Source organism: Amedibacillus sp. YH-ame6, assembly GCF_053848845.1.
Genome location: NZ_JBSPEZ010000011.1, coordinates 1 through 25126, shown reverse-complemented (window position 1 = coordinate 25126; position 25126 = coordinate 1). Strand labels below are relative to the sequence as shown.

Annotated in this window: 26 protein-coding genes; all 26 read left to right on the top strand. The window is 34.4% G+C overall.

The features are described from left to right. Window positions 1–20 precede the first annotated feature (20 nt). The 26 genes from ACWG0P_RS08655 to ACWG0P_RS08530 all read left to right on the top strand — a co-directional run bounded on the left by ACWG0P_RS08655 (window position 21) and on the right by ACWG0P_RS08530 (window position 24987). Entirely contained in the window at window positions 21–710 is a 690-nt protein-coding gene (locus ACWG0P_RS08655) for a response regulator transcription factor (RefSeq protein WP_455801378.1), read from the top strand. Then, window positions 697–1680, top strand: coding sequence for a sensor histidine kinase (locus tag ACWG0P_RS08650; RefSeq protein ID WP_455801377.1), 984 nt, complete (start codon window positions 697–699; stop codon window positions 1678–1680). The genes ACWG0P_RS08655 and ACWG0P_RS08650 overlap by 14 nt, the downstream gene beginning before the upstream one ends. A 72-nt stretch (window positions 1681–1752) precedes the next feature. Beyond that, window positions 1753–2436: an ABC transporter ATP-binding protein gene (locus tag ACWG0P_RS08645; protein WP_455801376.1), complete on the top strand. Its 684-nt coding sequence runs from the start codon at window positions 1753–1755 to the stop codon at window positions 2434–2436. Then, on the top strand, window positions 2433–5042 hold the full coding sequence (locus tag ACWG0P_RS08640; RefSeq protein WP_455801375.1) for an ABC transporter permease: 2610 nt from the start codon (window positions 2433–2435) through the stop codon (window positions 5040–5042). Before ACWG0P_RS08645 ends, ACWG0P_RS08640 begins: the two co-directional genes overlap by 4 nt. Window positions 5043–5337: 295 nt before the next feature. Then, entirely contained in the window at window positions 5338–6819 is a 1482-nt protein-coding gene (gene glpK / locus ACWG0P_RS08635) for a glycerol kinase GlpK (protein WP_455801374.1), read from the top strand. A 127-nt stretch (window positions 6820–6946) separates the two neighbouring features. Beyond that, complete coding sequence (locus ACWG0P_RS08630; RefSeq protein ID WP_455793083.1) at window positions 6947–7366, top strand: hypothetical protein; 420 nt, start codon at window positions 6947–6949, stop codon at window positions 7364–7366. 102 nt (window positions 7367–7468) lie between these two features. Then, a complete protein-coding gene (locus tag ACWG0P_RS08625) occupies window positions 7469–7894 on the top strand; it encodes an FMN-binding protein (protein WP_455793084.1) in 426 nt (141 codons plus the stop codon). Window positions 7895–7975: 81 nt separating this feature from the next. Beyond that, entirely contained in the window at window positions 7976–8353 is a 378-nt protein-coding gene (locus ACWG0P_RS08620; protein ID WP_455793085.1) for a NusG domain II-containing protein, read from the top strand. Beyond that, window positions 8350–8865 (top strand): Gx transporter family protein, encoded by a 516-nt coding sequence (locus tag ACWG0P_RS08615; RefSeq protein ID WP_455801373.1) that lies wholly within the window; start codon window positions 8350–8352, stop codon window positions 8863–8865. Before ACWG0P_RS08620 ends, ACWG0P_RS08615 begins: the two co-directional genes overlap by 4 nt. Further along, on the top strand, window positions 8865–9125 hold the full coding sequence (locus ACWG0P_RS08610) for a TIGR03905 family TSCPD domain-containing protein (RefSeq protein ID WP_455793087.1): 261 nt from the start codon (window positions 8865–8867) through the stop codon (window positions 9123–9125). The genes ACWG0P_RS08615 and ACWG0P_RS08610 overlap by 1 nt, the downstream gene beginning before the upstream one ends. Window positions 9126–9188: 63 nt before the next feature. Next, complete coding sequence (locus tag ACWG0P_RS08605; RefSeq protein WP_455801372.1) at window positions 9189–10976, top strand: ABC transporter ATP-binding protein; 1788 nt, start codon at window positions 9189–9191, stop codon at window positions 10974–10976. Continuing rightward, window positions 10969–12807: an ABC transporter ATP-binding protein gene (locus ACWG0P_RS08600; protein ID WP_455801371.1), complete on the top strand. Its 1839-nt coding sequence runs from the start codon at window positions 10969–10971 to the stop codon at window positions 12805–12807. Before ACWG0P_RS08605 ends, ACWG0P_RS08600 begins: the two co-directional genes overlap by 8 nt. A gap of 80 nt (window positions 12808–12887) precedes the next feature. Beyond that, window positions 12888–13403 carry a deoxyuridine 5'-triphosphate nucleotidohydrolase gene (locus tag ACWG0P_RS08595; RefSeq protein WP_455793090.1) on the top strand — a complete coding sequence of 172 codons (516 nt, stop codon included), beginning with the start codon at window positions 12888–12890 and terminating at the stop codon, window positions 13401–13403. Between the two features lie 20 nt (window positions 13404–13423). Beyond that, window positions 13424–14047: a heavy metal-binding domain-containing protein gene (locus tag ACWG0P_RS08590; RefSeq protein WP_455801370.1), complete on the top strand. Its 624-nt coding sequence runs from the start codon at window positions 13424–13426 to the stop codon at window positions 14045–14047. A 104-nt stretch (window positions 14048–14151) separates the two neighbouring features. After that, a complete protein-coding gene (locus ACWG0P_RS08585; RefSeq protein WP_455793092.1) occupies window positions 14152–14475 on the top strand; it encodes a PadR family transcriptional regulator in 324 nt (107 codons plus the stop codon). Further along, entirely contained in the window at window positions 14468–15520 is a 1053-nt protein-coding gene (locus tag ACWG0P_RS08580; RefSeq protein WP_455801369.1) for a DUF1700 domain-containing protein, read from the top strand. Before ACWG0P_RS08585 ends, ACWG0P_RS08580 begins: the two co-directional genes overlap by 8 nt. Before the next feature lie 5 nt (window positions 15521–15525). Then, window positions 15526–16002, top strand: coding sequence for a hypothetical protein (locus ACWG0P_RS08575; protein ID WP_455801368.1), 477 nt, complete (start codon window positions 15526–15528; stop codon window positions 16000–16002). A 106-nt stretch (window positions 16003–16108) separates the two neighbouring features. Continuing rightward, window positions 16109–16426, top strand: coding sequence for a PadR family transcriptional regulator (locus ACWG0P_RS08570; RefSeq protein WP_455801367.1), 318 nt, complete (start codon window positions 16109–16111; stop codon window positions 16424–16426). After that, window positions 16423–17700 carry a DUF2812 domain-containing protein gene (locus ACWG0P_RS08565; protein ID WP_455801366.1) on the top strand — a complete coding sequence of 426 codons (1278 nt, stop codon included), beginning with the start codon at window positions 16423–16425 and terminating at the stop codon, window positions 17698–17700. The genes ACWG0P_RS08570 and ACWG0P_RS08565 overlap by 4 nt, the downstream gene beginning before the upstream one ends. Before the next feature lie 11 nt (window positions 17701–17711). Continuing rightward, complete coding sequence (locus tag ACWG0P_RS08560) at window positions 17712–18956, top strand: DUF2812 domain-containing protein (protein ID WP_455801365.1); 1245 nt, start codon at window positions 17712–17714, stop codon at window positions 18954–18956. A gap of 35 nt (window positions 18957–18991) precedes the next feature. Further along, window positions 18992–20227 carry a DUF2812 domain-containing protein gene (locus ACWG0P_RS08555; RefSeq protein WP_455801364.1) on the top strand — a complete coding sequence of 412 codons (1236 nt, stop codon included), beginning with the start codon at window positions 18992–18994 and terminating at the stop codon, window positions 20225–20227. Window positions 20228–20548: 321 nt separating this feature from the next. Further along, entirely contained in the window at window positions 20549–21025 is a 477-nt protein-coding gene (gene lspA, locus ACWG0P_RS08550) for a signal peptidase II (protein ID WP_455790951.1), read from the top strand. Further along, complete coding sequence (locus ACWG0P_RS08545) at window positions 21013–21924, top strand: RluA family pseudouridine synthase (RefSeq protein WP_455801363.1); 912 nt, start codon at window positions 21013–21015, stop codon at window positions 21922–21924. Before lspA ends, ACWG0P_RS08545 begins: the two co-directional genes overlap by 13 nt. Before the next feature lie 10 nt (window positions 21925–21934). Next, complete coding sequence (locus tag ACWG0P_RS08540) at window positions 21935–23179, top strand: rhomboid family intramembrane serine protease (protein ID WP_455801362.1); 1245 nt, start codon at window positions 21935–21937, stop codon at window positions 23177–23179. A 5-nt stretch (window positions 23180–23184) separates the two neighbouring features. Beyond that, window positions 23185–23670, top strand: a complete 486-nt coding sequence (locus ACWG0P_RS08535; protein WP_455790956.1) for a deoxycytidylate deaminase — start codon at window positions 23185–23187, stop codon at window positions 23668–23670. Window positions 23671–23829: 159 nt separating this feature from the next. Then, window positions 23830–24987 carry a DUF349 domain-containing protein gene (locus ACWG0P_RS08530; RefSeq protein WP_455801361.1) on the top strand — a complete coding sequence of 386 codons (1158 nt, stop codon included), beginning with the start codon at window positions 23830–23832 and terminating at the stop codon, window positions 24985–24987. Window positions 24988–25126 lie beyond the last annotated feature (139 nt).

Here is a 25126-nt window from a genome sequence, read left to right as displayed (position 1 = left end):
TAAGATAAGAGGTGATTAAATTGAAGATACTATTCGTAGAGGATGATCATGCAATAGCATTAGGATTAGTCTATTCTTTAGAAAAAGAAGGGTATAAAGTAAGTCACTGTACTAAAAAGGCGGAAGCGTTACAGTGTTTAGCGAGTGAAAACTTCGATTTATTACTTTTGGATATTGGATTGAGTGATGGTAGTGGATATGACATATGTAAGTTTGTCAAACAAAGACAAAATGTACCTGTTATATTTTTAACCGCTATGGATGATGAAGTCAATGTAGTTATGGGATTAGATTTAGGTGGAGATGATTATATTACAAAACCATTTCGTTTAAAAGAATTATTAAGTCGAATAAAATCTGTTACGAGACGATATTATAAACAAGAGAACACAGGCAAATACCATATCCGACACATCGAAATTCATACAAAAAGTGGCAAAGTATATAAATATGGTGAGGAAGTGCTCTTAACTGCAATGGAGTATCGTCTTTTTTTGGTATTTTTAAATCACCCTGGGCAAGTACTTTCACGTTCACAAATTCTAGAAAGTCTATGGGATGTCGCAGGTAATTTTGTGAATGATAATACATTGAGTGTCTACATTCGTAGGCTTCGTGAAAAATTAGAAGAGGATGCGCAAGAACCTACTATCATAGTGACAGTCCGGGGACTGGGTTATCGTTTGGAGAATTTATATGTGGAAGAATAAGGAAATTCGAAAAGGGACATATGTTTATGGAATCATGGTATTGGGGTGTTTATTAATTAGTTTAATAACAAATTTTTTAATTGGATTTTTATGTGTAGCATGTATAGCATATGTACTTTTTTTCATATATACAAAACAACGTTATCAGGAAGTTGAGAAACTATGCGTATATCTTCAAAAAGTATATCAAGGTGTACAATATTTTGAAGTACAAGAGTATGCTGAAGGAGAACTTAGTATTCTAAAAAGTGATATTTACAAAATCATTCATATTCTTCGACAGCAAGCAGACGAACTACGAAAAGATAAACACTTTCTTGCGAATGCACTAAGTGATATTTCTCATCAAATAAAAACACCATTAACAAGTATTATGGTAATGAGTGACTTGTTGGAAGAAGAATTACCACAAGAGAAGAAAATGGAATTTATCGTTCAAATGAGGGAACAAATGAAACGCCTTCAATGGCTTATATCATCATTATTGAAGATCAGCAAAATTGATGCTAATGCTATTACATTTCATAAAGAACAGATTGCTTTACATGAAGTTATACAGCATGCTTTAGAACCATTTCAAATTCTTATCGAATTAAAGCATCAAGAATGTATAGTAGCTTGTGATGAAAGCATTTTTATCGTAGGGGATAAGAATTGGTTGAGTGAGGCCTTTGCTAATCTTATAAAAAACAGTTTGGAGCATACAGCGGAAGGATCCTCTATTGAAATCAAAGTACAAGAAACACCTTTACATACTCGAGTGGTTTTTATGGATTGCGGTAGTGGTATCAGTGAAGAGGATTTACCACACATTTTTGAGCGCTTCTACCGAGGAAAAAATGCGGCAAGTGATAGTGTTGGTATTGGCTTGGCATTATCACGCTCCATTTGTATCCAGCACAATGCTTCCATAGAGGTAACTAGTAAGAACCATGAAGGTACTACCTTTACCATTACTTTTTATAAATGACAAAACTGTCATCTATATGTCATGAACATGTCATGATGAGCGTGTATGATAAAGATATCGAGGAGGTAAGGTATGGAAATATTAAAAGTGGAACATCTTACAAAAGTGTATGGTTCTGGTGAAAACCAAGTAAAGGCATTAGATAATGTTAGTTTTAGTGTAGAACAAGGACAGTTTGTGGCAATTGTAGGAGCAAGTGGTTCTGGTAAATCTACATTATTGCACATTCTTGGAGGTGTAGATACACCAAGTAATGGGAAAGTGTATATCGATGATAAGGATATGTACGATTTGGATGAAAGTGCAATGGCAATTTTTCGTAGACGACAAATCGGTCTTATTTATCAATTTTATAATCTGATTCCAGTCTTGGACGTGGAAGAAAACATACAGCTTCCATTGTTGTTGGATCATCGAGAAGTCAACGATGCACATTACAAAGAACTGGTTGCGACATTAGGACTTGAAGATCGATTACATCATCTTCCTAATGAATTAAGTGGTGGGCAACAACAAAGGGTTTCCATCGGTCGTGCACTCATTGCAAGTCCTGTTCTTCTTTTGGCGGATGAACCAACGGGGAATTTAGATCGAAAAAACAGTGAAGAAATCATCAACTTATTGAAAAGTTTGCATAAGAAACATAAACAGACATTGATTGTTATAACACATGATGAAAATATCGCGATACAAGCAGATCGTATTATATCAATTGAAGATGGACGAATTGTTAAGGATGAGGTGATTCGTCGATGAACATTATGCAGAAGGTCACATGGAAATGTATGCATCAAAACAAGAAACGTACCATTGTGACCATAGTTGGAGTTACTATCTGCGTTGCAATGATTTCTGCAGTTTGTATTCTTGTGACATCTTTTCAAGATGTAATGATTCGCTCTAGTATCGCAGAAAAGGGAAGTTATGAAGGCTTTTTTGTAATTGATGATGAAGATGTTATGGAAAACATTGTAAAAGAAGATGCTTTTGAAAAAACATTTCGTTTGAGTAATATTGCTACGTCATCTTTAACAGAAAGTTCTATTGCGATAGAGAATACATATCGAAGAGATCTTTCTATCCTAGGAATGGATACAGAACATTCACAGTTAGGTGGTGTCCTTCTAAAGGAGGGAAGACTTCCAACAAAAGATAATGAAATTGTACTTTGTGAAGAACTGATGAATGATAAAGATTTTATTTATAAAATCGACGATACGATAGAGCTTCTTGTAAAGAAAGATGCAATCTGGGATGCTGATGGGAATGTAATTAAAGAAGAACAAAAAGAAACAAAAACATTTGTGATCACTGGAATGGTGGAAGTAAATGCAGAAATGAAACAAGAACCAGTATTTTATGCATTTACAAATTTTCAAAAAGGCGAAAACTATAAACTATTTGTGTCCTTTGTCAACAAGCAAACTCTAGAAAATGACATGGATATGATTGCGGAAAAATATGATATTGAAAGGCAAGATTATGCTGCTCATATCGCTCTTACTTATCTTTATGGGACAGCACAAGATGGTCTAATGGATGTCATCGTTAAGGCGTGTATACTTCTATTTCTTATTATTATGATAGGTGGCATTTCTCTTATCTATAATGCGTTTTCTATTTCATTAAGTGAGCGAAGTCGTTATCTTGGAATGCTTTCAAGCGTTGGAGCTACACGAAAACAACGTAGAAATTCTGTCTTCTTTGAAGCAGGTGTAATTGGAATGATTTCGATTCCATTAGGTATCCTAACAAGTATTTTAGGGCTGAATATTACATTCGCATTAATGAATCCTTATATTGAAGGTTTATTTGGAAGCACTGCAGTAGGATTACAAGTGATCATCGAAGGATGGAGTATTTTATTGACAGTAATATTTGCAATCTTGATTTTATTTCTATCCGCTTGGATTCCATCCCGAAGGGCTCAACGAATTTCTCCTATCTCTGCAATTCGTCAAAACAAAGATATTAAGATTAGAAAATATCATAGGAAGAAAGAAAGACTTACACGCAAACTTTTTGGAATTGAGGGAGAACTAGGTTTAAAAAATATGAAACGTAATCGTTCTCGATATTTTGCGACTTTAACATCTCTTGTAATTTGTGTGATATTATTCATGAGTGCAAGTTATTTTTCCTCTCTTGTACAAAAATCTTATTTCTTAGTACAAGAAAATTCTCTATTTGATATTAAGCTACAGGTTACACAAGAGTATGATTCAAAACAATATATCGAGCCAAGCAAGGAAATGATTAAGGATTTAAAAAATACACGAAATGCAAAGAGTATAACAACCTATAAGCAGATGCCAATTATTTATGATCAAGAAGTCAATTTCACTAAACAAGCAGTCGACTTTATGAACAAAGCATATTATGCACAAATGGAGGGTATTGATAACTTGCGAATTGAACCATCATATGAGCTTATTGTACTAGATGATACATCATTCGATACATATGCAAAAGATATTGGTGTGTCAAAAGAAACAATGTCTTCAAAGGAACCTTCTATTATTCTCGTTAACAAAGGATCCTATAAATATCCTAATGAACAGAAATACGAAGAAGTAGAGTGGCTTGATATTTCTAAAAATGACCATATGGGTATCCAAAAAATGGGTGCTCAAGGTGTTCTCAATGCCTTTGTGAATGTGCGTGTTGCGCATGTTAGTGATAAGAAAATCCCTGTTGATGCTTCTTCTAATATGGAGTTTTTCCCAACGATTATGATAGTAACGAACGAAGAGAATTTTGCGAAACTAGTGCTTGAAAATCAAAAAGTAAGTGACACTGCAATGTTTTCAAGCTTTAATGTAGAATTCACTACAGATGACGACCTTGCCTTAGAACAAGAACTTGGAGTTATACAACGAAAGTATGAGAATAATGGATTATCTATGTATATTCATAACTATTCACAACTTATGCGTTCTAGGAGTCAACAATCTTTGCTCATTAATATCCTTCTATATGGATTTGCATCATTGATTGCGATCGTTTGTATTGCCAACATCATCAATACAATTTCCACAGGAATCAACCTAAGAAAAAGGGAATTCGCAATGATACACTCTGTTGGTATAACACCACGTAAGTTTCAAAAAATGATGATGTTTGAAATTTTATCTTATGGGGTTAAAGCATGCATTTATGGTGGAATTCTTGGAGTAGGGGCTATGTATTTGCTTTATTTGATATTAAATAGTACTTTTGGATATACTTTTGAGATTCCTGTGAGTTCCAATATCATTATGATAGTATTCATCTTCCTAATTTTATTTTGTATTACACAGTACGCATTACGAAAATTAAAGAAAGATAATATTGTAGAAACAATTCGACAAGAAAGTATTTAAAATGAAAGTCATCATTTTTAAAATGATGGCTTTTATTTGTACCTACACCAAACTATTCGAAATGTTATTTATTGAGAAACGAGGATAACGTTTGTTGACTTTCTAGAACTTTTAAAATCCATCTTGTACGTGTAAAGTGTAAGAACAAAAAAGGGGAATGATATAGAAACCTTATAAATATAGGGGGAACTACAAAGATTATAAGTGAGAGAAATAAATGTTTCATTTAATCATGGTAAACGCTTTCAAATGTGATATAATCGATATAGTTGATAAGCTTTATGGAGGTCTTTATATGCAAAAGTACATTATGGCAATCGATCAGGGTACAACAAGTACTCGTGCAATACTATTTGATGAAGAAAGTAATATTCTTGCGTTAGCACAAAAAGAATTAGAAAATTATTATCCCCATCCTGGTTGGGTGGAACAAAATGCAAATGATATATGGGCAAGTACTGTTGGAGTTATCTTTGAAGTGATGGCAAAAGCTGGAATCAAAGATTCACAAATTGAAGCAATTGGTATTACCAATCAAAGAGAAACTACGGTAGTATGGGATAAAGAAAGTGGACAGCCAATTTATTTTGCGATTGTATGGCAGTCTCGTCAAAGTGATGAATACTGTGTGCGATTAAAAGATGAGGGTATGGAAGAGTGGGTCAAAGAAAAAACAGGGTTGTTGTTGGATCCTTATTTCTCCGCAAGTAAGATACGTTGGATATTAGATCATGTGGAAGGTGCCCAAGCACGTGCAGAGCGTGGTGAACTCTTGTTTGGTACGATGGATACATGGTTGTTGTGGAAACTTACAAAAGGAAAAGTACATGTGAGTGATGTGTCAAATGCATCTCGTACGATGTTGATGAATATTAAGACGTTAGAGTTTGATGAAGAATTATGTAAACTTTGGAACATTCCTATGTGCATGTTACCAAAGATTTGTGATAGTAGCGAAGTATATGGAGTATGTGAAGGGATTTTTGATACGCCGATTCCAGTCGCTTCTCTTATTGGAGATCAACAAGCGGCTTTATTTGGACAGACTTGTTTTGATGCTGGAGATGTGAAAAACACCTATGGTACTGGTTGTTTTCTATTGATGAATACCAAAGAGAAACTCATACGTTCTCGTAATGGACTTGTTACCTGTGTTGGTTGGAGAATCAATGGGGAAGTAGATTATGTGCTAGAAGGTAGTGTCTTTGTTGCAGGGGCAGCTATTCAGTGGCTAAGAGATGGTTTGCAGATTTTGAATCAATCAAAAGATAGTGAGGAAAGAGCATTGCGTGTAGAGAGTAGTGATGGAGTTATTGTAGTTCCTTCCTTTACTGGGTTGGGTGCTCCTTATTGGAAAGCCCAAGTTAAAGGCGCTATGTTTGGTTTAACAAGGGGAACAACGCAAGATCATATCATACGTGCTACACTAGAATCATTAGCCTATCAAACCAATGATGTATTAAATGCGATGAAGGAAGATAGTGGACTTTCAATAGAACGAATGCAAGTAGATGGAGGCGCAAGTTTAAACAACTATCTCTTGCAGTTTCAAAGCGATATCACCAAGGCATGTGTCGTTCGTTCTACCATTAGTGAAACAACCGCTCTAGGTGCTGCATATCTTGCAGGTCTTGCGGTTGGGTATTGGAAAAACAAAGAAGAAATACGAAATCAATTCCAGATTTCTAAAGAATTTTATCCATCCATGAAAGAAGAGCTTAGAAGGGAGAATTTAGAGCGATGGCAGAAAGCTATCCAAGCAGTAATCAACTTTTAAAGGATGGTAAAAATTAACTGTTGTAATTCGATGCAATTTGATTGACGACCTTATAGAGTATTTGTTACTATTTAACAGGTTGGATGGGAACATACAGATAAGCTATTAAATTAGCATGGAGGAAATTATGAAAAAATTATCTGCAGTATTACTTATGGCACTTGTTTTGGCAGGTTGTGGAAGCTCTGCTAAAGAGGTAAAAGGCAGTGGTGAATCTGCTGTTAACAAAGAAGGAGACAAAGCAACTGCTGAAATTGTTATGAAGGGTGATGAAGTTGTATCTATCAAATTGGATGAAACCAAAAAAGGGAAATCCAAAAAAGAACTTGGTAATGATTATGGCATGAAATCAGATAGCAAAAAGGCTAAAAAAGAATGGTTTGAACAAATCAAATACTTAGAAGACTACATCGTAAAGAATGGTTTGGATAAAGTGAAACTAGGAGACGATGGAAAAGCAACTGGCGATGATATTTTAGCTGGATGTACAGTTTCTTTGACGAGTGTTATGGAAGCTGCTAATAACGCAAAAGAAGCCGCAAAATAAAGATATGAGAAGAAGGTGAACAATTCCCTTCTTTTTTTTGTGAAAGATGAATAAAAGATGGTTCATACCGCATACTAGAAATAGTATGAAAGGAATGATATTATGAATAAGAAATGGCTATGTTTAGGCTTAGGATTTTTACTTTGTGGATGTGGAAGCAGTAAAGAACCAGTGAAAACAGAAGGTACTGGCACACATACGAGTAGCAATGGGGAAGTTACTACTGCAAAAGTAGAGTTGGAAGATGGAAAGATAAAAGATGTCGATATTGATGAAACTGCGAAGGGAAAAGACAAAACAAAAAAAGAGCTTGGTGATGATTACAATATGAAACAAGCGAGTCCTATCAATAAAGAGTGGGATGAGCAAGTTGATTTCTTCGAAGATTATGTAGAGAAGAACGGTGTCGATAAAATCAAAGTGAACGCAGATGGAAAAGCAGAAAATGATGATGTAAAGAGTGGATGTACAATTTCTGTAGATGGCTTTATCGCAGCGATTAAAGATGGGGAAAAGAATGCAAAATAAGAGGAGAAATCCTCTTTTCTTTTGAAAACAGTTTTCAAATACAAACGTTTACAGTATAATAAAAGGCATATGGAGGAATTTATGAACAAAGCTGATAAAATATTTATACTTGTCGTTGTAATATCTTCTGCTTTGTTTTATGTGCCTCTGTTTTGGATTCATGCACAGGAAAAGAATAAAGCAAAAGAAGTCGTCGTCAGTTATAAAAATGAAGAAGTATTACGTGTTGATGTATCGTTGGATCATTCCTATCATGTAAAAGGTAGCCTTGGTGATGTAATTGTAGAAATCAAGGATAAACAAGTACGTGTGAAAAGGGAAACATCTCCACAAAATCTATGTTCTATTCAAGGTTGGGTAAAAGATAGCAATCGTCCCATTGTTTGTTTACCAAACAATATTGTAGTTATGATAGAAGCCGTTGATGAAGAAAACGGGGATGATGTGGTGATACAATGATAAAGAGTACGAAGAACATGACAACGATTACAATGCTAATTGCGATTAGTATTATCTTTCATATGGTAGAATCAATGGTACCACTACCGATTCCTATTCCTGGGTTTCGATTGGGTCTTGCGAATATTGTAGGACTGATAGCACTGTATTTGTTTGATGCAAAAACAATGATATCGATAAACGTAATGCGTGTAGTGTTAGCGTCTTTGTTAAGGGGCGTTATCTTTGGCACTGGGTTTTGGTTATCGTTATGTGGAGTGATGCTGAGCTCTCTTGCTTGTATCATCGCAAAGAAGAAGAGCCCTATGAGCATGTTTGGCGTAAGTGTTGCTGGAAGTGTGTTTCATAGTGTTGGGCAGGTAATTGCCGTTACCTTTATCTACCAACAATTCTTTATGCAGGCAGTATTACCAATCTTAACATTGCTTTCGATACCCACAGGCTTGTTTGTGGCGCTCATGGCACAACAGGTACTAAAAAGAATCCATAAAATAGGAAAGGAGGAATTATAATGGAAACATTTGTATATAGACCAAAAGGAGTTTGTTCACAGGAAATGCGCTTTGAAATTGAAAACGATGTTATTCGTAATGTAGTTATCGTTGGAGGTTGTGCAGGAAATTTGCTGGGAATATCAAGAATGTTAAAAGACAAGAAAATAAGTGAAGTCATAGAGGTATTTCAAGGGGTGCGCTGTGGAGCAAAACCTACATCATGCCCAGATCAGATTTCTCAAGCACTCGCAAGTTATGCTCAAGAACATCGAAAATAGGGATTGATGAAATACGTTGAACGATAGGCACACATTGCCTATTTTTTTGTAGAAAGGGGAATTATGGAAAAGATTAAGTTTATTTGGCGGTATGCCAAACCACATAGAAAACAGTTTTCGCTCATCTTTTTAGATGTGTTGATGTATGCACTGTTCATGTTATTGGGACCATTGATTATATCGTATATTGTAGATAATGTAATTGCTGGTGTTCCATTTGAAAATGCAATATTAAACGATATAGCGAATCAGCTAGGGGGTATATCTTGGCTACAAGATAATTTATGGGTAGGAAGTTTACTCATTGTGATTGTGTATTTATGTACTGCATTCGCAATCCATAAACGAAGTGTTCATACAGGAAATGTAAGTGAAACATTCGCAAGAAATGTACGAGATGAAATGTATGATCACTTACAGAAATTACCATTCCCTTATCATAAGATGAAAGATAGTGGAGATTTAATTCAAAGAAGTACTTCAGATATTGAAACAATCCGTAGATTTATTGCGTCTCAATTATCCGAGATGATGTTTGCGATTATCAATGCATCTTTAGCGGCAGCTATATTGTTTAGTCGTAATGTAAAATTGACATTGATTTCAATTTCGTTAATTCCAATATTGTTGTTGGTATCGTTTATCTTTTTTAAGAAAGCTAAGAAAATCTTTTTAGAGTGTGATCTTGCGGAAAGTAAAATGACCACAGTATTACAAGAAGATTTGAATGCCATGCGTGTAGTAAAAGCATTTCATCAAGAAAAAGTAGAAATTGAAAAGTTTGAAGAAAGCAATGAAGAATATCGTGGAAAATTGTATGAATTGATGCATGCGTTAGCTTTGTTCTGGAGTTGTTCAGATTTGATTGGACAATTGCAGATTTTGTTAATGGTAGTATTTGGTATTATTATGGCAATGAACAATGAACTTACGCTAGGAACATTTTTAATTTTCTTAATGTATGAATCTACCATTGTTTGGCCAATGCGTCAACTTGGAAGAATTCTAGCAGATATGGGAAAGGTCAGTGTATCCATCACCCGTATAGAAGAAGTCTTACATGAAGAAATGGAAGACTTAGAGGGTGGTGTACGTCCAAATATTAAAGGAAATATTGTGTTTCAAAATGTATGTTTTCATTATGAAGATGATGAACAACATACTTTAAAAGATGTAAGCTTTGAGGTACCAGCACATAGTAAGGTTGCGATTATGGGACCAACGGGTTCTGGAAAATCCTCTCTCGTGCATTTGTTGAGTGGTATTTATGATTATGATCAAGGTTCTATTACGATTGATGGCGTAGAATTAAAAGAGATTGCGAAATCTTGGTTAAGAGAACATGTGCAAATTGTTTTACAAGAACCATTCTTGTTTTCAAAAACGATTTATGAAAACATAGAATTAGCGAATCGTGATGCAAAACGAGAAGATGTTATGTCCATTGCACGCTTAGCAAGTATTCATAAAGATATTGAAGCTTTTGATAGTGGCTATGACACTATGGTAGGTGAAAAAGGAGTTACTTTATCAGGTGGTCAAAAGCAACGTGTTGCGATTGCGCGTACGTTGTTGTCAAAAAGTCCGATTATCATCTTTGATGATTCCTTAAGTGCATTAGATACAAAGACGGATGCGATGATTCAAGATGCGTTGAATTCCTTAGAGGATCCAATGACGATGTTTATGATTACGCATCGTGTGAACAGTGCACAATCTGCAGATTTGATATTGGTATTGGATCAAGGAAAACTTGTGCAAAAGGGAAGTCATGAAGAGTTGTTAAAAGAAGATGGCATCTATCGCAGAATTTATGAATTACAAAATGCGGGAGGTGATGATTATGAGTAATCCAAATATGAAAGAACAAGAGTTCGTCAGCGATGTATTTGATCGTGGAACTTGGAGTCGTATATTTAAGATTTTATGGGAACATAAAAATTATTTAATACCTTTGTTGTTGTTTAATGTACTGTTGGCAGTTACCGATATTGTTATGCCAATGTTACAACGATATGCAATCGATGTTTATATCGTAGATAAAGGAAATGCAGATTCACTTCCTTATTTCATTGGGTTTTATTTGTTTATGATTGTTTCACAATGTATAATTTTTTATGTATTCTTTCGTCTAGCTGCACGTATTGAGAGTGCCTTTGGAAAGAATCTACGTAAAAAATGCTTTCATAAAATACAAGAACTTACGTTCTCTTATTTTGATCGTACTGCAAATGGATGGTTGATGGCACGTGTTACTTCAGATACCGCTAGAATCGCAGAAATTCTAGCGTGGTCATTGGCGGATGCGGTATGGGGTATTTTGGTCATCATTGGAATTTGTATTGTAATGTTGATTGTCAATTGGCAAATGGCAATTGCAGTCCTTGTTATTGTGCCTATCTTATGGTTTGTATCAATGTATTTTCAAAGAAAAATACTAAAAGCACAACGTAAGACAAGAAAAGAAAATTCTAAGATTACAGCCTCAATTGCAGAAGGTATCAATGGAGCGAAAACAACGAAAACATTAGGTATAGAAAAAGAGAACTTTGAAGAATTCCAGGAAAAGACGAACAATATGTATCAGTATAGTATGCGTGGAATTCGTATCAACGCAATCTTTCAACCAATCGTTTACTTCATGAGTGGGGTTGTAATTGCTTTGTTGTTAGTGGTCGGAGGACAACAAGTGGTACTTAAAACCATTCAATTTGGTACCCTTGTAATGTTTGTGAACTATGCAACATTATTTTTTGAACCATTGAAACAAATTGCACGTATTCTAACAGAAATCCAGATGGCACAAGCAAGTGCAGAACGTGTGGTATCACTGTTAGAAGAAGAGGTAGAAATACAAGATCGTGAAGATGTTATTGAGAAATATGGTACACTTCTACATGAGAAAAAAGAAGCCTATGAACCACTTTACGGGGATGTTGATTTTGAACATGTGAAGTTTCGATACAATGAAAAAGAAACTGTGTTACATGATTTTAACTTACATGTGAAACAGGGACAAATGATTGCCTTGGTCGGTGAAACGGGCTCTGGCAAAAGTACGATTGTAAATCTGTTATGTCGCTTTTATGAACCAAGTGAAGGTGCCATCTTAATGGATGGAAGTGACATTCGTAATCGTAGTGTTGGTTGGCTTCATTCTAAAATAGGGTATGTTTTACAAACACCGAATTTATTTAGCGGAACTATACGAGACAATATCCGTTATGGAAGACCTGAAGCAAGTGATGAAGAAGTAATCGAGGTTGCGAAATTGATTCAAGCGCATGACTTTATCGAACGTTTAGAAAAAGGTTATGACAGTGAAGTTGGAGAAGGTGGAGATCGTTTATCCACGGGTCAAAAGCAGTTGATTTCCTTTGCTCGAGCGATTTTATCAAATCCAAGCATAGTCATATTAGATGAGGCAACAAGTTCCATTGATACAGAAAGCGAAAAGGCAATTCAATTTGCGATATCCAAACTATTGGATGGACGAACAAGTTTTGTAGTTGCCCATCGTCTAAGTACCATTGTAGAAGCAGATAGCATTGTTGTCTTACAACACGGCCATATTACAGAACAGGGAACACATGATGAATTGATGAAGATGAAAGGCTATTATTATGAACTCTTTACTTCACAATATCTAGAAGAAAAACAAAAACATTCATTTTACAATTAAGCAGGGATAAATCCTTGCTTTTTCTATGTCAAATTTCTAAAAATATGGTACACTTTAAGTAACGAAAAGGAAGTGTCAATATGCAGAAAATCGCAAAGTTTTCAAAAGTATCCTATCATCAATTCGAAGCAGATTGGAAAGATAGTTTTCCAGAAAGTACAAGTGTACAAATTCAAAACATATATGATGAAATCAAACTACCAAGACGTGCTACAACAGGCTCTGCTGGGTATGATTTTTTTACACCCGTACAGTTTATTTTGCCACCAAAACAAAGCATAAAAATTCCAACAGGCATTCGGGTAAACATACAAGAAGGATGGGTCTTAACCATTCACCCAAGAAGTTCATTGGGGTTTAAGTACCGTTTACAAATTGATAATACCACAGGGATTATCGATAGTGACTATTATCATTCAGATAATCAAGGACATATGTTTGTAAAACTAACCAATGACTCCAATCAGGGGAAAAGCGTACAGTTATTACAAGGGGAAGCCATGGTACAGGGGATTTTCTTACCTTTTGGAATCGTGGAGGATGATGATGTAAGTGATGTGCGAAATGGTGGTTTTGGAAGTACCAATAAACCATAAGAAAGGGGATTACAAAAATCATGAAGAAATGTGAAGTATGTGGTAAAAGAGCAGAGGGGTTAGGCACATATCCGGTGGAGTTTCAAGGAGTCATCTTATGCGCGAATTGTTATGAAGGTTTAAAGGCATTTGAAAATGGACGTAAGTTTGCTAGTTTTGAAGAAGTGAGAAATAAGAAAAGTTTAGCTCATGATGAAATGATACAAAAAGGATTTCCACCACATGTAATCGAAGCTGTAGATACATGGTTTCAACAATATATAAGAAAAGCAGAAGCAGTAAAAAAAGTAAAAGCTATGGAACAAAACTTGGATGAGTTTATGATGACAACTGGGCATACTTTTGAAGGCTATAGGATTATAAAATATCATGGTGTAATTAGCGGAGAGAGTGTTTTAGGTACTGGATTTTTAAGTAGTTGGGATGCCTCTTGGTCGGATACCTTTGGTGTAGAATCTGAAGCATTTATCAATAAATTAAAAGAGGCAAGGTATGCCGCAAAAAAACGGGCAGTCTTAGCTGCCTTGGGTGTTGGTGGTAATGCCATCATCGGAGTGGATATGGAATATACGATGTTTTCAGGTAATTTAATCGGTGCGATTTATAATGGAACTAGTGTAACAATAGAAAAAATTGAAGAATAATTTAGACACCTTATGTTGCTTCTATGCAATGTAAGGTATTATTTATTTTTTAGTACTTGACAATGCAAAGTACTGGATGTATTATAGTAGTGGAGGTGGTGCTGATGAATACTCAATTTAAAAAGGGTGTATTGGAACTCATCGTACTCTTGAGTGTCTATAAAAAAGATATGTATGGGTATGAGCTAGTATCTGAGGTAAGTAAAGTTATCGATGTCAATGAAGGTACGATTTATCCTTTATTGAAACGCTTAACGAATGAACATTACTTTGATACGTATCTGATTGAATCAACAGAAGGACCGCCTAGAAAATACTATAAGATTACAAGTATGGGAAAAGAGCGGACAAAAGAGCTGTTAAAAGAATGGAATGCATTCCATGAACAGGTGAATACTTTTATTAAGGAGAGTGAAATACATGAATAAAGAGGAATTTTTGAGTACATTGGATAGAAAACTTCAACTCATTAATGAGTCAGAGCGTAGAGATATTATTGATGAATATCGTACGCATATTGAAATGAAGGTACAGGATGGAAAAAGTGAAGAAGAAGCGATTGAGGATTTTGGAAATATCGATGAATTGGTAGATGAAATATTGGATGCATATAAAATCAATACATCTAGAGCAAATCAAAGTTTTGATCGTAAATTCAATAGTTTTATGGATAATTTATATGACGGATTTAAACGTTTTATTGGTTCCTTTACTTCTTTGGAAGTAGATGATGTTGTGCGATTGATTTTTGAAATTTTGGTAATTTTAATTATCTTATCCGTGTTGCATCTTCCATTTAGCTTTGTAGGAAGCTTGGGTGGTTCTTTACTAAGAAACATCATACCGTTGGGAATTGGTCATATACTTGGTGGTATTTGGAAAGTGGTCATCGAGCTTGCCTATGTCGTAGTCTTCATTGTGATCATTGTAAATGTAGTGATGAAACGAATCAATCGATATCGTAATCCAAATGATTTTAACAGTGATTCTTCTGTGTTTGATGATTTTAAAGATAGCTTTAGTTTTGAACAAGCTAGACATAACATGCATTCTAAAAACAATCGTCAAAGTTATACAAATCATGAAAGAAAAGAAAGAGAAGACTTCTATGAAGATGAAGATATCGAAGATGTACAAGAGGAAGATATTTCATTTGAGGAACAAGAAGAGAGAAAACAGAGAACTGGATATGAATCTAGAGAAGATCGTATGCGTCAAAGAACATATGGGACTAGCAGAGTAGAAGAGAATGTAACCAGTGTGTTTCGTGTCTTAATGCGAATCTTCTATTGCTTATTGTTGATTCCTTTTATTGGTATCATTGTTGGATTGTGTTGTGCACTAGGTGCTATGGTGGTATTGAGTATTCAAGGATTTACTCTTGTAGGAGCTTACTTCTTAGTCGTCGGTGGATTGTTTGTAACAGGTGCGTTTTTATCCTTGTTGCATAGTGTCTTATGGAGAAAGGGGTAATCGATATGAAAAAAATTCTTATATCATTTATTATAGGTGTTGTTATGATGGCAATCGGTACTACCTCATTGATCTTCGAGATTGGTCAATTTGATCACGTACGTGCAGAAGAAATCTTATCAAATAACAAACTTGGATATCGTAGTGAAGTGTTCAATGTGAAGGAAAACGAGATGATAGATATACGCATGGAGGATAGTTATGGTGATTATTTTTATGAGTATGTGTATGATGAAAGCATGAAAGATCGTGTGAAGATATCTTTCTCGGATGCAGTCTCATATTCACGTTCTGACTTACAAGTTGTAGTGAACGATATTGATGGATATAACGGTGATTTCTTTACTGGATGGGATCATTTCAAATACTTCTTAGAAGGTTTAAAAGAACGTAAGATTTATGAACTACAAGGTGGAAATATCATCATTACCACAAGCTATGCAAATAAAGAACGTGTACGTATTTCATCTTATGATTATTAACTGCAGAAATGCAGTTTTTTTATATCTATATTGACAATATCGTTAAACGATATTATAGTATAGATAGAGGTAATATCGTTTAACGATATTAGAGAGGAGTGAGATTGTGCCAAGGAAACAATTAGATACGTTAACGGAACCTATGTACTACACTTTGGTAGCTTTGTTAACTCCTCGATGTGGTATCGAAATAACTGAATTTGTTTTAGATATTACGAAAGGAAGAGTACGTTTGGTACCTGGAACGTTGTATACCATGTTATCTAAGTTTGAAAGTGAAAAGATGATAGTGGAAACACAAGTAGATGGTAGAAAGAGAACCTATGAAATTACAGATAAAGGAAAAGGTATGCTTTTAGAAGAGTACAAACGATTAAAGGATATGATGGAAGAAGGGAAACCTTGGATGGAGGGGTTGTTATGAAAACAAAGTACACATTCTTAAGAACGCATGTGGAAGAGTATGCTTGTATAGAACAATACTTAGAGGAAATGTGCGAAAAAGGATGGATGTTAACACAACATATTTCTTTGTTTGGTAGTATCTTCTGTTTCCGTAGAATAGAACCATGTTCTCGTAAGTTTCGTATTGTATTTTCTGGTTGTTATGGAAATGTATTAAAAAAGCGCAATGAAAAAGAAGAACAGGATTATGTAGTGTTCATGAAAGACTATGGTTATCAGTATATATCAGGTGATCAAGATATGTTGTATTTCTATCATGAGGATAAACATGCGATAGATATCATAGAGGACAATGAGGAAAATCGAAAAAAATTACGCAAACAAATTTTTAGTAATGATGTGATTGGTATTCTTCTTACAATATTCTATCTCCTTATTTGGCCTAATCAAGCTCCGTATCATTACGAATGGGTGAATTTAACACCAGGCTCACTTATCATGACTTTTGTTTGTTCTTTGTTAATTTTCCATTTTGTTTGGCGTTTACTTCATGCCTTACTCTACCTCATAATAAGAAAGCCTGTAAAATCTTTGCTATGGTTGAAAATGCGTACAGGCGTATTTCTTGGTGTAGTTCTACTAGGAGAATTAGTAAGTGGTATTTTGTTGGGAGTTATGAGTAAGTCATGGATGTCTATGTTTGTATTTGCACAGCTGGTATTTCTTGTTTCACTTTTAACTTACTTGAAAAGGCCAAGAACGCAACCTCGATATGCGTATTTACTAGCTACTGTTTTAGGGTTTGGTGTTTTATTACTAATGGGGAGTATGTATAGCTTGAGCAATGAAACAACATTACCCAAAGAAAAGATTCCGTTTCTTGCACAACAGTTGGATGGTGTAGAATGCAAGGCAAATCAAAAATTTATAGCACAGAGCGATTATTTAGTAAAGAAAGAAATCACGATTTCGCAAGAATATTATACAAAGAAAGAAGGACATCTTGGCGATGATGAATATCGATTTTCTTATAACATCACAGTTGTCAAAGATTCATTTTTAAAAGATATCGTTCTTGATGAGTTACTAAAGGATGCAGAAAAGCAAACTTCAACTTATGATTTTGATATTTATATAGAACGTGCAAATGAAGTTAAAATATATAACAATTCGTTTATGGTTTCACCAATCCTTCTTTTAGTAAAAGATTACAAGATACTGAGTTTACCAAGAGATATCATACTAAATGATACCAATGCAGCATTATTTGAAAAAGCATTTCAAATAGAGTAAAGGGGAAATATATGAAAACAAAGAGAAAAACTTTAAACTTCTTCTTATATGAACACCAAGCACTACAAGAGTATTTGGAGAATATGGCAGAAGAAGGCTGGATGATCGAACGTATCTCAGGTGGTCAAATGAAGATATTAACGTTTGTGTCTTGTACACCCAAGAAATATTATTTTCATTTAGATTTTATATCTAATTATAGCTTCTGGTTTCCTCAAGTAGAAAATAAAGAAGTGTTTAAATATCGTGCATTGGTTGAGGAGTATGGATATACATTTATCCTAAATCAAGGGCCACTACAATTGTTTATGAGTGAAGAAAAGATGGATATTCCAATTCGGGAACAAAGCGAGGAAACGAAAAAAGAGCTGTGCAAAATATCAATAAAAGAAGTTGGAATGTGGATGGTTTTTGGTATCCTATGGATATTTATGGGGATTTCAAGTTTTTTAAATGGGAAATATCAGGATGCGTATGTTTGGGTAGATAATGCAACTTTAGTTTTAGATGTAAGCCGTTGTGTCTTAGGATTGTTGTATATCAGTTTTTCTTTTCCAGTATTTGCTTGGATGATTCATGAAAAGAAACGATATAGCCTATGGAGAATACAACTTCGTACGTATTTGCAAAATTTATCATTATGCTGTTTAATCGTTCTTATGCTAGGTGGCTTATTTAATCTTTCGTTTGCGTTAATACTTTTATACATTATCCTTGCGGTTAGTATTATTAACATGAGTATAACGTATACTGCAAAGCGTTTTGATAAGACTTACAAACGCATAGCGATCATTGCGTTGCTGGTTGTAGGAATGATTATGGGGGGGAATAAACTCATAGAGAAAAGTGTTCAAAGTTCTATGCTTAATAATTCTGAATATATACTAACAGAAGGAAAAAGCGTAATACCATATGATTATCTTGGATGGGATGAAAATCAAACGGTTGATATAAGAACACAAAACAGTGAGTTTGTAAAAGAAGTTGATTACTCCTATAGTGAAAATGAAGATGAATATTTTAGTTATCAAATTGTAACCGTAAAGAATACGCCATTGCATAAACTAATTATGCAATTATTGACAACAAAAGACTTACTATCTGAAAAAGAAATCGGAAAATATAAAGTATATGTTCAAGAATATTGCGTACTTGTTAGGAATCAAGGAACTTATATTTCTTTTTCTGCTGATCAGTATAAAGAATTTTCATCACTGCAATTAGATTATATATTTGATCATATTGATGTGTCGTAAATGTGTTAGTTGAAAGAGAGAGAGGAGGGTATTGTATGAAAACAAAGAAAGAGTTCTTATATTTCTTCTTATTTGAATATAGAACGCTAGAAAAGTATTTAAAGGAAATGGCAAAAGAAGGCTGGATGTTAAACAACATATCGCCTACTCCAAGAACAAGCATGACCTTTGAAGAATGTATACCTAAAGAATACTACTTCTATGTAGATTTTATATCAAATTATGATGTATGGTATCCAGATATTGCAAATGAAGAAGTTTTAAAGTATCGCTCATTTATAGAAGAGTATGGCTATGTTTTCTTAGTGAGCAATGGTCCTATGCAAATCTTTGTTTCTGATGTACCAATTGATATGCCAATACGAGAACAAAGTATAGAAACAAAGAAAGAAATGAAAAAAGCTTCTTTAAAATATGCGGGATTATGCTTATGTCTTGGATTGTTATGGCTTACGATTCCACTTATAGATATATTCAATGATAGCTATAAAGAAGTGTTCTATTGGACAAGCATGAGTAATGTTTTTAGATTTTTAACATATCTTTTATATCCATCATTCTTTTTGAGTTTTGCATATCCTGTAATACGATGGATGATTCATGAGAAAAAGAAATATTCTCTTTGGAGGATTAAAATCCGCTCTAGCTTACAAATACTATTATTTGTACTCTTAATATTGAATTTAATGATTTGGAATATGAGTATGCAATTGTATTGGTTCTTTCTTTGTTTGTTGTTGAGTGTTTGTCTAATTATACTCTTTTATAAAGCTATTTCTAAACTTTGTAAGAAGAATTATATTGCGATAGTAGCATCTCTCATTGTTGCATCGATACTTCTAGTATCAAGTGTTCAAGTCATAGAGTATACAACTGCAAACATCTATGAAACAACTGCGGAAATACAGGATGTAGAAAGTGTGATACCGAATGCATATTTCAATTTGGATGAAAGTATACGATTCGATGTAGATATAGAAGATTCTGTATTTATGAAAGATGAGTCATATTCTTATTGTGAAGGTTTAAAAGAGACTTATGAATATGATGTCATTCATGTGAAGGATACTATATGGAAGGATTTTATAGTACATGCGATTACAACGGATGATGTGCAACAGGAAGAACGACTAGGGGAGTATACAATATATACGATGGATTATTGGGTTTTGATACAACATGAGGATACCTTCCTGATGTTTCGTGTAAGTGAGTATGAATCATTTACACAACAACAATTCGATGTTATCTTTGAACGTATACAATCTTAATGTAAAACTTTTCAGAAAATAAATAACGAAATAATGAAAAACTATTGAAACTTTATTTCTCTTATGTTACACTATATTCAGGTTAACAAAAACCTCCGACTTTTTATAAAGAACATACAATAGAATGAACGTAATGTTCATCCTCCTTAATTTATAACTTTCCTAATTACCAAGTTCTACTATAAAAAGTAAGATTAAATCGCCATAGGCGGTTTTTTTTGTTATAATTGTTTCACACATGTGGTAAGGTGGTACATAATCTTACGTTTCTAGTAATATAAAACAGAGAATATGTGTAGAATAGATAAAAGGTGAGTGCGAATGAAACTAAAACATATACTACTTATTCTTGCGGTTTTGATTGTGGATCAAATTAGCAAGATTGTAATTAATGCCAATATGGCACTTGGAGAAAGTTTTGATGTAATTGCAGGATTTTTTAAGATTACCAATGTACATAATACAGGAGCTGCTTGGAGTTTGTTTGAAGGAAAGATGGTCTTCTTCTACATTATTACGATTGTATTCGTAATTGCGATGGTTTATTTTTATCGCAATAGTGAAGAAGCGGACGGTTTGAGTAAACTCGGTGTTGTGTTAATGATTGCGGGATCTTTAGGGAATTTTATCGATCGTCTTTGGTTTCAATATGTACGAGATTTTTTGGATTTCATTATTTTCAATTATGATTTCCCAGTATTTAACGTTGCGGACATGTCCTTGTGCATAGGAGTCGCAATTGTTGTTTTATCAGTATTTTTAGAATCATATGGAGGATATCATAAATGCGAGAAATAGAGATTGTAGTAAGTAGTGAAGATACGCTGGATCGTATCGACAAGTATATTAGTGAAAAAGAAGAAGATCTTTCAAGAAGTAGAGTACAACAATTGTTAAGTGATGAACTTATTTTTGTGAATGGACAACTTTGTAAAGCAAAATATAAAGTGAAACCAGGGGATGTAATAACAGCAGAGTTTGAAGATCTTATGGATATGGAAGCAATTCCAGAAGAGATGGATTTGAATATTTGTTATGAAGATCACGATGTGATCGTTATTAACAAACCAAGAGGAGTTGTTGTACATCCAGCAAATGGAAATCAAAGTGGTACATTGGTCAATGGATTGTTGTACCATTGTAAGGATTTATCTGGTATCAATGGGGTGTTACGTCCTGGGATTGTACATCGTATTGATAAAGATACAACGGGGTTATTGATTGTCGCAAAGAATGACAAGGCACATACATCATTATCTAAGCAATTACAAACAAAGACGGTTAGTCGTTTGTATTATGCATTGGTACATGGTGTAATTGAACATGAATTTGGAACGATTGATGCGCCTATTGGAAGAGATGTAAAAGATCGTCAAAAGATGACGGTGACTGGAGATAACTCAAAAGATGCTCGTACACATTTCAAAGTGATAGAGCGATTCAAAGAATATACGCTAGTAGAATGTCGCTTGGAAACAGGTAGAACACATCAAATTCGTGTACATATGAAGTACATTGGACATCCTGTAGTTGGAGATGAGAAGTATAGTTATCGTAAAACATTAAAGACCGGAGGACAAATGTTACATGCGCATCAACTTACATTTGTACATCCTGTAACAGAAGAAGAGGTAACTGTAAATGCCCCTTTACCTGAACAGTTTGAAGAACTGTTGAAGGAGTTAAGACAAGAATAGAGGTGATTTTGTGGATTTCAATAAATATGATATGTTTGCGTACCAAGTGATTGATTATCTTGTGACAAAACATGAATACCAAGTAATTCGTGTGCAACAACACAAGGAAGATATTTGGCTCATGAATGCGCAACAGACAAAGTATCCCGTTATTCGTATTTCTTCAAAATCAAATGATAGCACCTTAGCTGATAGTGAATATATTCGAAATGCCCATCGTTCCATCTTGGATTTGATTCAACGAGAAGGACCGATTATGATATTTAATACGAATCCAGAATGTACACCAATTGAAAATACATTCTTAACGCAAATCAAAGTTACTCCTAATGGAGTCTCTGATGAAAGTATCTTAAGCACCTTTCATGAACTAGATTCTATCGTTCATGAAAGTGATGATTATGAAAAAGAAATTGTAAGTATTACCAAAGAAATCGAAGAAGTGCAACACAAACGGCAAGTGAAATTCTATGAGAAATTACAAGCTAGAACAAGACCTAAAACGACGTATGTTGTCATGGCAATCTGTGTTGTCTTATCGTTAGCATCCTATGCGTTTAGTTTTTATATTCAAGAAGAAATGTCTACACTTGTGGCGTTTGGTGCATTTTATAAGATGAATATTGTCGCTGCTTATGAATATTTCCGATTATTAAGTGCTGGATTCTTACATCAAGATCCCATCATTCTTGCGATCAATATGTTTGTGTTGTATTCGATTGGGAAAGTATGTGAACATTGTTTCAAAAGATGGCAGTTTATTTCCATACTGCTTCTTTCCATTGTTGTTGGTAATTTGTTCTTATTGGTAGCAGAAGCAAATGCTTTAGCCCTTGGTATGGGAGCTGGTGTGTTTGGATTGTTGGGTGCGTATTTCATGGTACTTGTCTTGAAGGGTACGATGAAACATCCATTTGTTAAGCTGTCCTTTCTTCGTTTAGCAATCTTTGCAAGTACCTTGATTCTGTTGCCAGGACTTTCTTACCATGCATATTTAGGTGGATTTGTATGTGGCGTTGTATTAGGAATACTATATTCAAACTCAGAAAAAATTGCGCAATTAAAAAAACATGTGATGAGTGCTTCCTTAATCCTATTGGTAGGAGTCACTTATTTAGGTATGAAAACTACAACCATTGAACCTTTAGATAAAGAATTCGATGCTTCTATTGTAAATATTTATCGTAATACTGCATTAAATAAATACGCAGATTATTTACAAAAGTGCTATAATAAGCAATATAGAATGGAGTAGAGAACATGAAGAGAAAAGACGTATTGAATTGGGATGAGTATTTTATGGGGTTGGCACATTTAAGCTCAAGACGTAGTAAAGACCCTAGTACTCAAGTGGGTGCTGTGATTGTTAGTAAGGAACATCGTGTGGTAGGCATTGGATATAATGGATTTCCTAATGGCTGTGATGATGATGATTTTCCATGGGATCGCGAAGGGGAATTTGCGGATACAAAATATCCATATGTAGTACACGCAGAATTAAATGCTATATTAAATAGTATTCAAAATTTAAAAGGATGTAGTATATATGTATCCTTGTTTCCTTGTAATGAATGTGCGAAAGCAATCATTCAAAGTGGGATTTCAAGAATTGTATACGAATCCGATAAATATGCAAGTACCGATGGAACCATAGCAAGTAAACGCATGTTAAGAGCGGCAGGAGTTGAACTCGTGCAGATTCCATATACAATTGAATTAAGTGTTGTTCGTAAAGAAAACGTATAAGAGTGCAGGGCACTCTTTTTTCTATGAGATGGTTTGTTTATTCATAAGAAAGTAGAAGAAGCATAATTTCAAGGATGTATACTAGGAATTTTTGTTGTTTTACGTTAGAATATAAAGGTAAGCCTTTAGGGCAATGGAAATCATTGAGGAGGTAAATGTATGTACAATGAATATGATGATGAATTAGAAGTATTCGATATGGAGGATACGATTGAGCAAAAACAAGCATTAGTAGAAGAGGCAAAGAAGATTCCAGAAGATGCTTCATGGAATGAAGTGTTTCATCAAATATCCGATTTAAAAAGAAAATGGAAAAGAATTCCTTATGGTGAATCTGCGTTTGAGGAATCCTTGGAACAAGAATTCGATGCATGTTTGGATACCTTTTACGCAAAGCGTAATGAGGGATATCAAAACAATCAACAATTAAAACAAGAGTTGGTGGATCGCGCTGTGAAACTATCGACTTCTACTGATTGGAATGCGACAAGTGATGAAATGAATGAACTTATGCAACAATGGAAGGCAACAGGAAGTGCTGGTAAAGATAGCGATGATGCGTTATGGGATGCGTTTCAAGCTGCTAGACAAACCTTCTATGATCGTAAGCGTGAAGATTGGGAAAATAGAAAAGTGAAGTTTGAAGAAGCTCGTTCTACAAAACAAGATTTAATTCAAGAAGCGCAAGCTTTGAAGAATAGTGAAGATTGGAAAGAGACGAGTGAACAATATCGTAATCTAATGGAACGTTGGAAACAAGCAGGCAATGCTGGTAGAGAACATGATGATCGTTTATGGAATGAATTTCAAGAACATCGCCAAGTCTTTTATGATAAAAGAGAACAGTACTATGCAAGTGTTCGTAGTGAACAAGATGAAAAGTATGAACAAAAGAAGGGGTTAATCGTTCAAGCAAAGGGTATTGTGGAAGGAAAAGAATACACCAAAGAACATACTTCTACAATGAAGAACTTACAAGTAGAATGGAAAACAATCGGATCTTGTGGAAAAGATAAAGAAGATCAAGCTTGGCAAGAATTCCGTTCTTTAATGGATGCGTATTTTGCGGATTTAAAAGAGTTCAATGATCAAAAACATGCACAGTGGCGTCGAAAGATGTTAGATGCTCGTGCACGTAAATTAGAACTGATTCAAACACAAAAGCGTCAAATCAAATATATGGAAAATGAGATGGTTGGTTTATTAGGGGAAAGAGCCATTGAAGAAATGGAAGATGAAATCGCAGATAAAGAAGATTTCATAAAGGAATTAGAAGAACAACTTGCGGATATTGAAAAAACCTTACAAGGGAACTAAAAAAAAGGGATTTCGTTTGGGAGTGTAAAATAAAGTGTGTAAATTAGATAAGCGTACGATATCTAATATGCACACTTGTTTTATTTAATAAAAATGTGATAAATTATAAAACTGAATATGAAAGAGGTAAAGACCATGA

Coding starts and splice junctions, on each gene's coding strand:
- ACWG0P_RS08625 (WP_455793084.1), top strand. CDS start 7,469: ATGAATAAGAAATGGCTATGTTTAGGCTTAGGATTTTTACTTTGTGGA.
- ACWG0P_RS08595 (WP_455793090.1), top strand. CDS start 12,888: ATGCAGAAAATCGCAAAGTTTTCAAAAGTATCCTATCATCAATTCGAA.
- ACWG0P_RS08610 (WP_455793087.1), top strand. CDS start 8,865: ATGGAAACATTTGTATATAGACCAAAAGGAGTTTGTTCACAGGAAATG.
- ACWG0P_RS08605 (WP_455801372.1), top strand. CDS start 9,189: ATGGAAAAGATTAAGTTTATTTGGCGGTATGCCAAACCACATAGAAAA.
- ACWG0P_RS08630 (WP_455793083.1), top strand. CDS start 6,947: ATGAAAAAATTATCTGCAGTATTACTTATGGCACTTGTTTTGGCAGGT.
- ACWG0P_RS08545 (WP_455801363.1), top strand. CDS start 21,013: ATGCGAGAAATAGAGATTGTAGTAAGTAGTGAAGATACGCTGGATCGT.
- ACWG0P_RS08575 (WP_455801368.1), top strand. CDS start 15,526: ATGAAAAAAATTCTTATATCATTTATTATAGGTGTTGTTATGATGGCA.
- ACWG0P_RS08590 (WP_455801370.1), top strand. CDS start 13,424: ATGAAGAAATGTGAAGTATGTGGTAAAAGAGCAGAGGGGTTAGGCACA.
- ACWG0P_RS08560 (WP_455801365.1), top strand. CDS start 17,712: ATGAAAACAAAGAGAAAAACTTTAAACTTCTTCTTATATGAACACCAA.
- ACWG0P_RS08615 (WP_455801373.1), top strand. CDS start 8,350: ATGATAAAGAGTACGAAGAACATGACAACGATTACAATGCTAATTGCG.
- ACWG0P_RS08530 (WP_455801361.1), top strand. CDS start 23,830: ATGTACAATGAATATGATGATGAATTAGAAGTATTCGATATGGAGGAT.
- glpK (WP_455801374.1), top strand. CDS start 5,338: ATGCAAAAGTACATTATGGCAATCGATCAGGGTACAACAAGTACTCGT.
- ACWG0P_RS08640 (WP_455801375.1), top strand. CDS start 2,433: ATGAACATTATGCAGAAGGTCACATGGAAATGTATGCATCAAAACAAG.
- ACWG0P_RS08580 (WP_455801369.1), top strand. CDS start 14,468: ATGAATAAAGAGGAATTTTTGAGTACATTGGATAGAAAACTTCAACTC.
- ACWG0P_RS08535 (WP_455790956.1), top strand. CDS start 23,185: ATGAAGAGAAAAGACGTATTGAATTGGGATGAGTATTTTATGGGGTTG.
- ACWG0P_RS08600 (WP_455801371.1), top strand. CDS start 10,969: ATGAGTAATCCAAATATGAAAGAACAAGAGTTCGTCAGCGATGTATTT.
- ACWG0P_RS08650 (WP_455801377.1), top strand. CDS start 697: ATGTGGAAGAATAAGGAAATTCGAAAAGGGACATATGTTTATGGAATC.
- ACWG0P_RS08645 (WP_455801376.1), top strand. CDS start 1,753: ATGGAAATATTAAAAGTGGAACATCTTACAAAAGTGTATGGTTCTGGT.
- ACWG0P_RS08620 (WP_455793085.1), top strand. CDS start 7,976: ATGAACAAAGCTGATAAAATATTTATACTTGTCGTTGTAATATCTTCT.
- lspA (WP_455790951.1), top strand. CDS start 20,549: ATGAAACTAAAACATATACTACTTATTCTTGCGGTTTTGATTGTGGAT.
- ACWG0P_RS08565 (WP_455801366.1), top strand. CDS start 16,423: ATGAAAACAAAGTACACATTCTTAAGAACGCATGTGGAAGAGTATGCT.
- ACWG0P_RS08555 (WP_455801364.1), top strand. CDS start 18,992: ATGAAAACAAAGAAAGAGTTCTTATATTTCTTCTTATTTGAATATAGA.
- ACWG0P_RS08585 (WP_455793092.1), top strand. CDS start 14,152: ATGAATACTCAATTTAAAAAGGGTGTATTGGAACTCATCGTACTCTTG.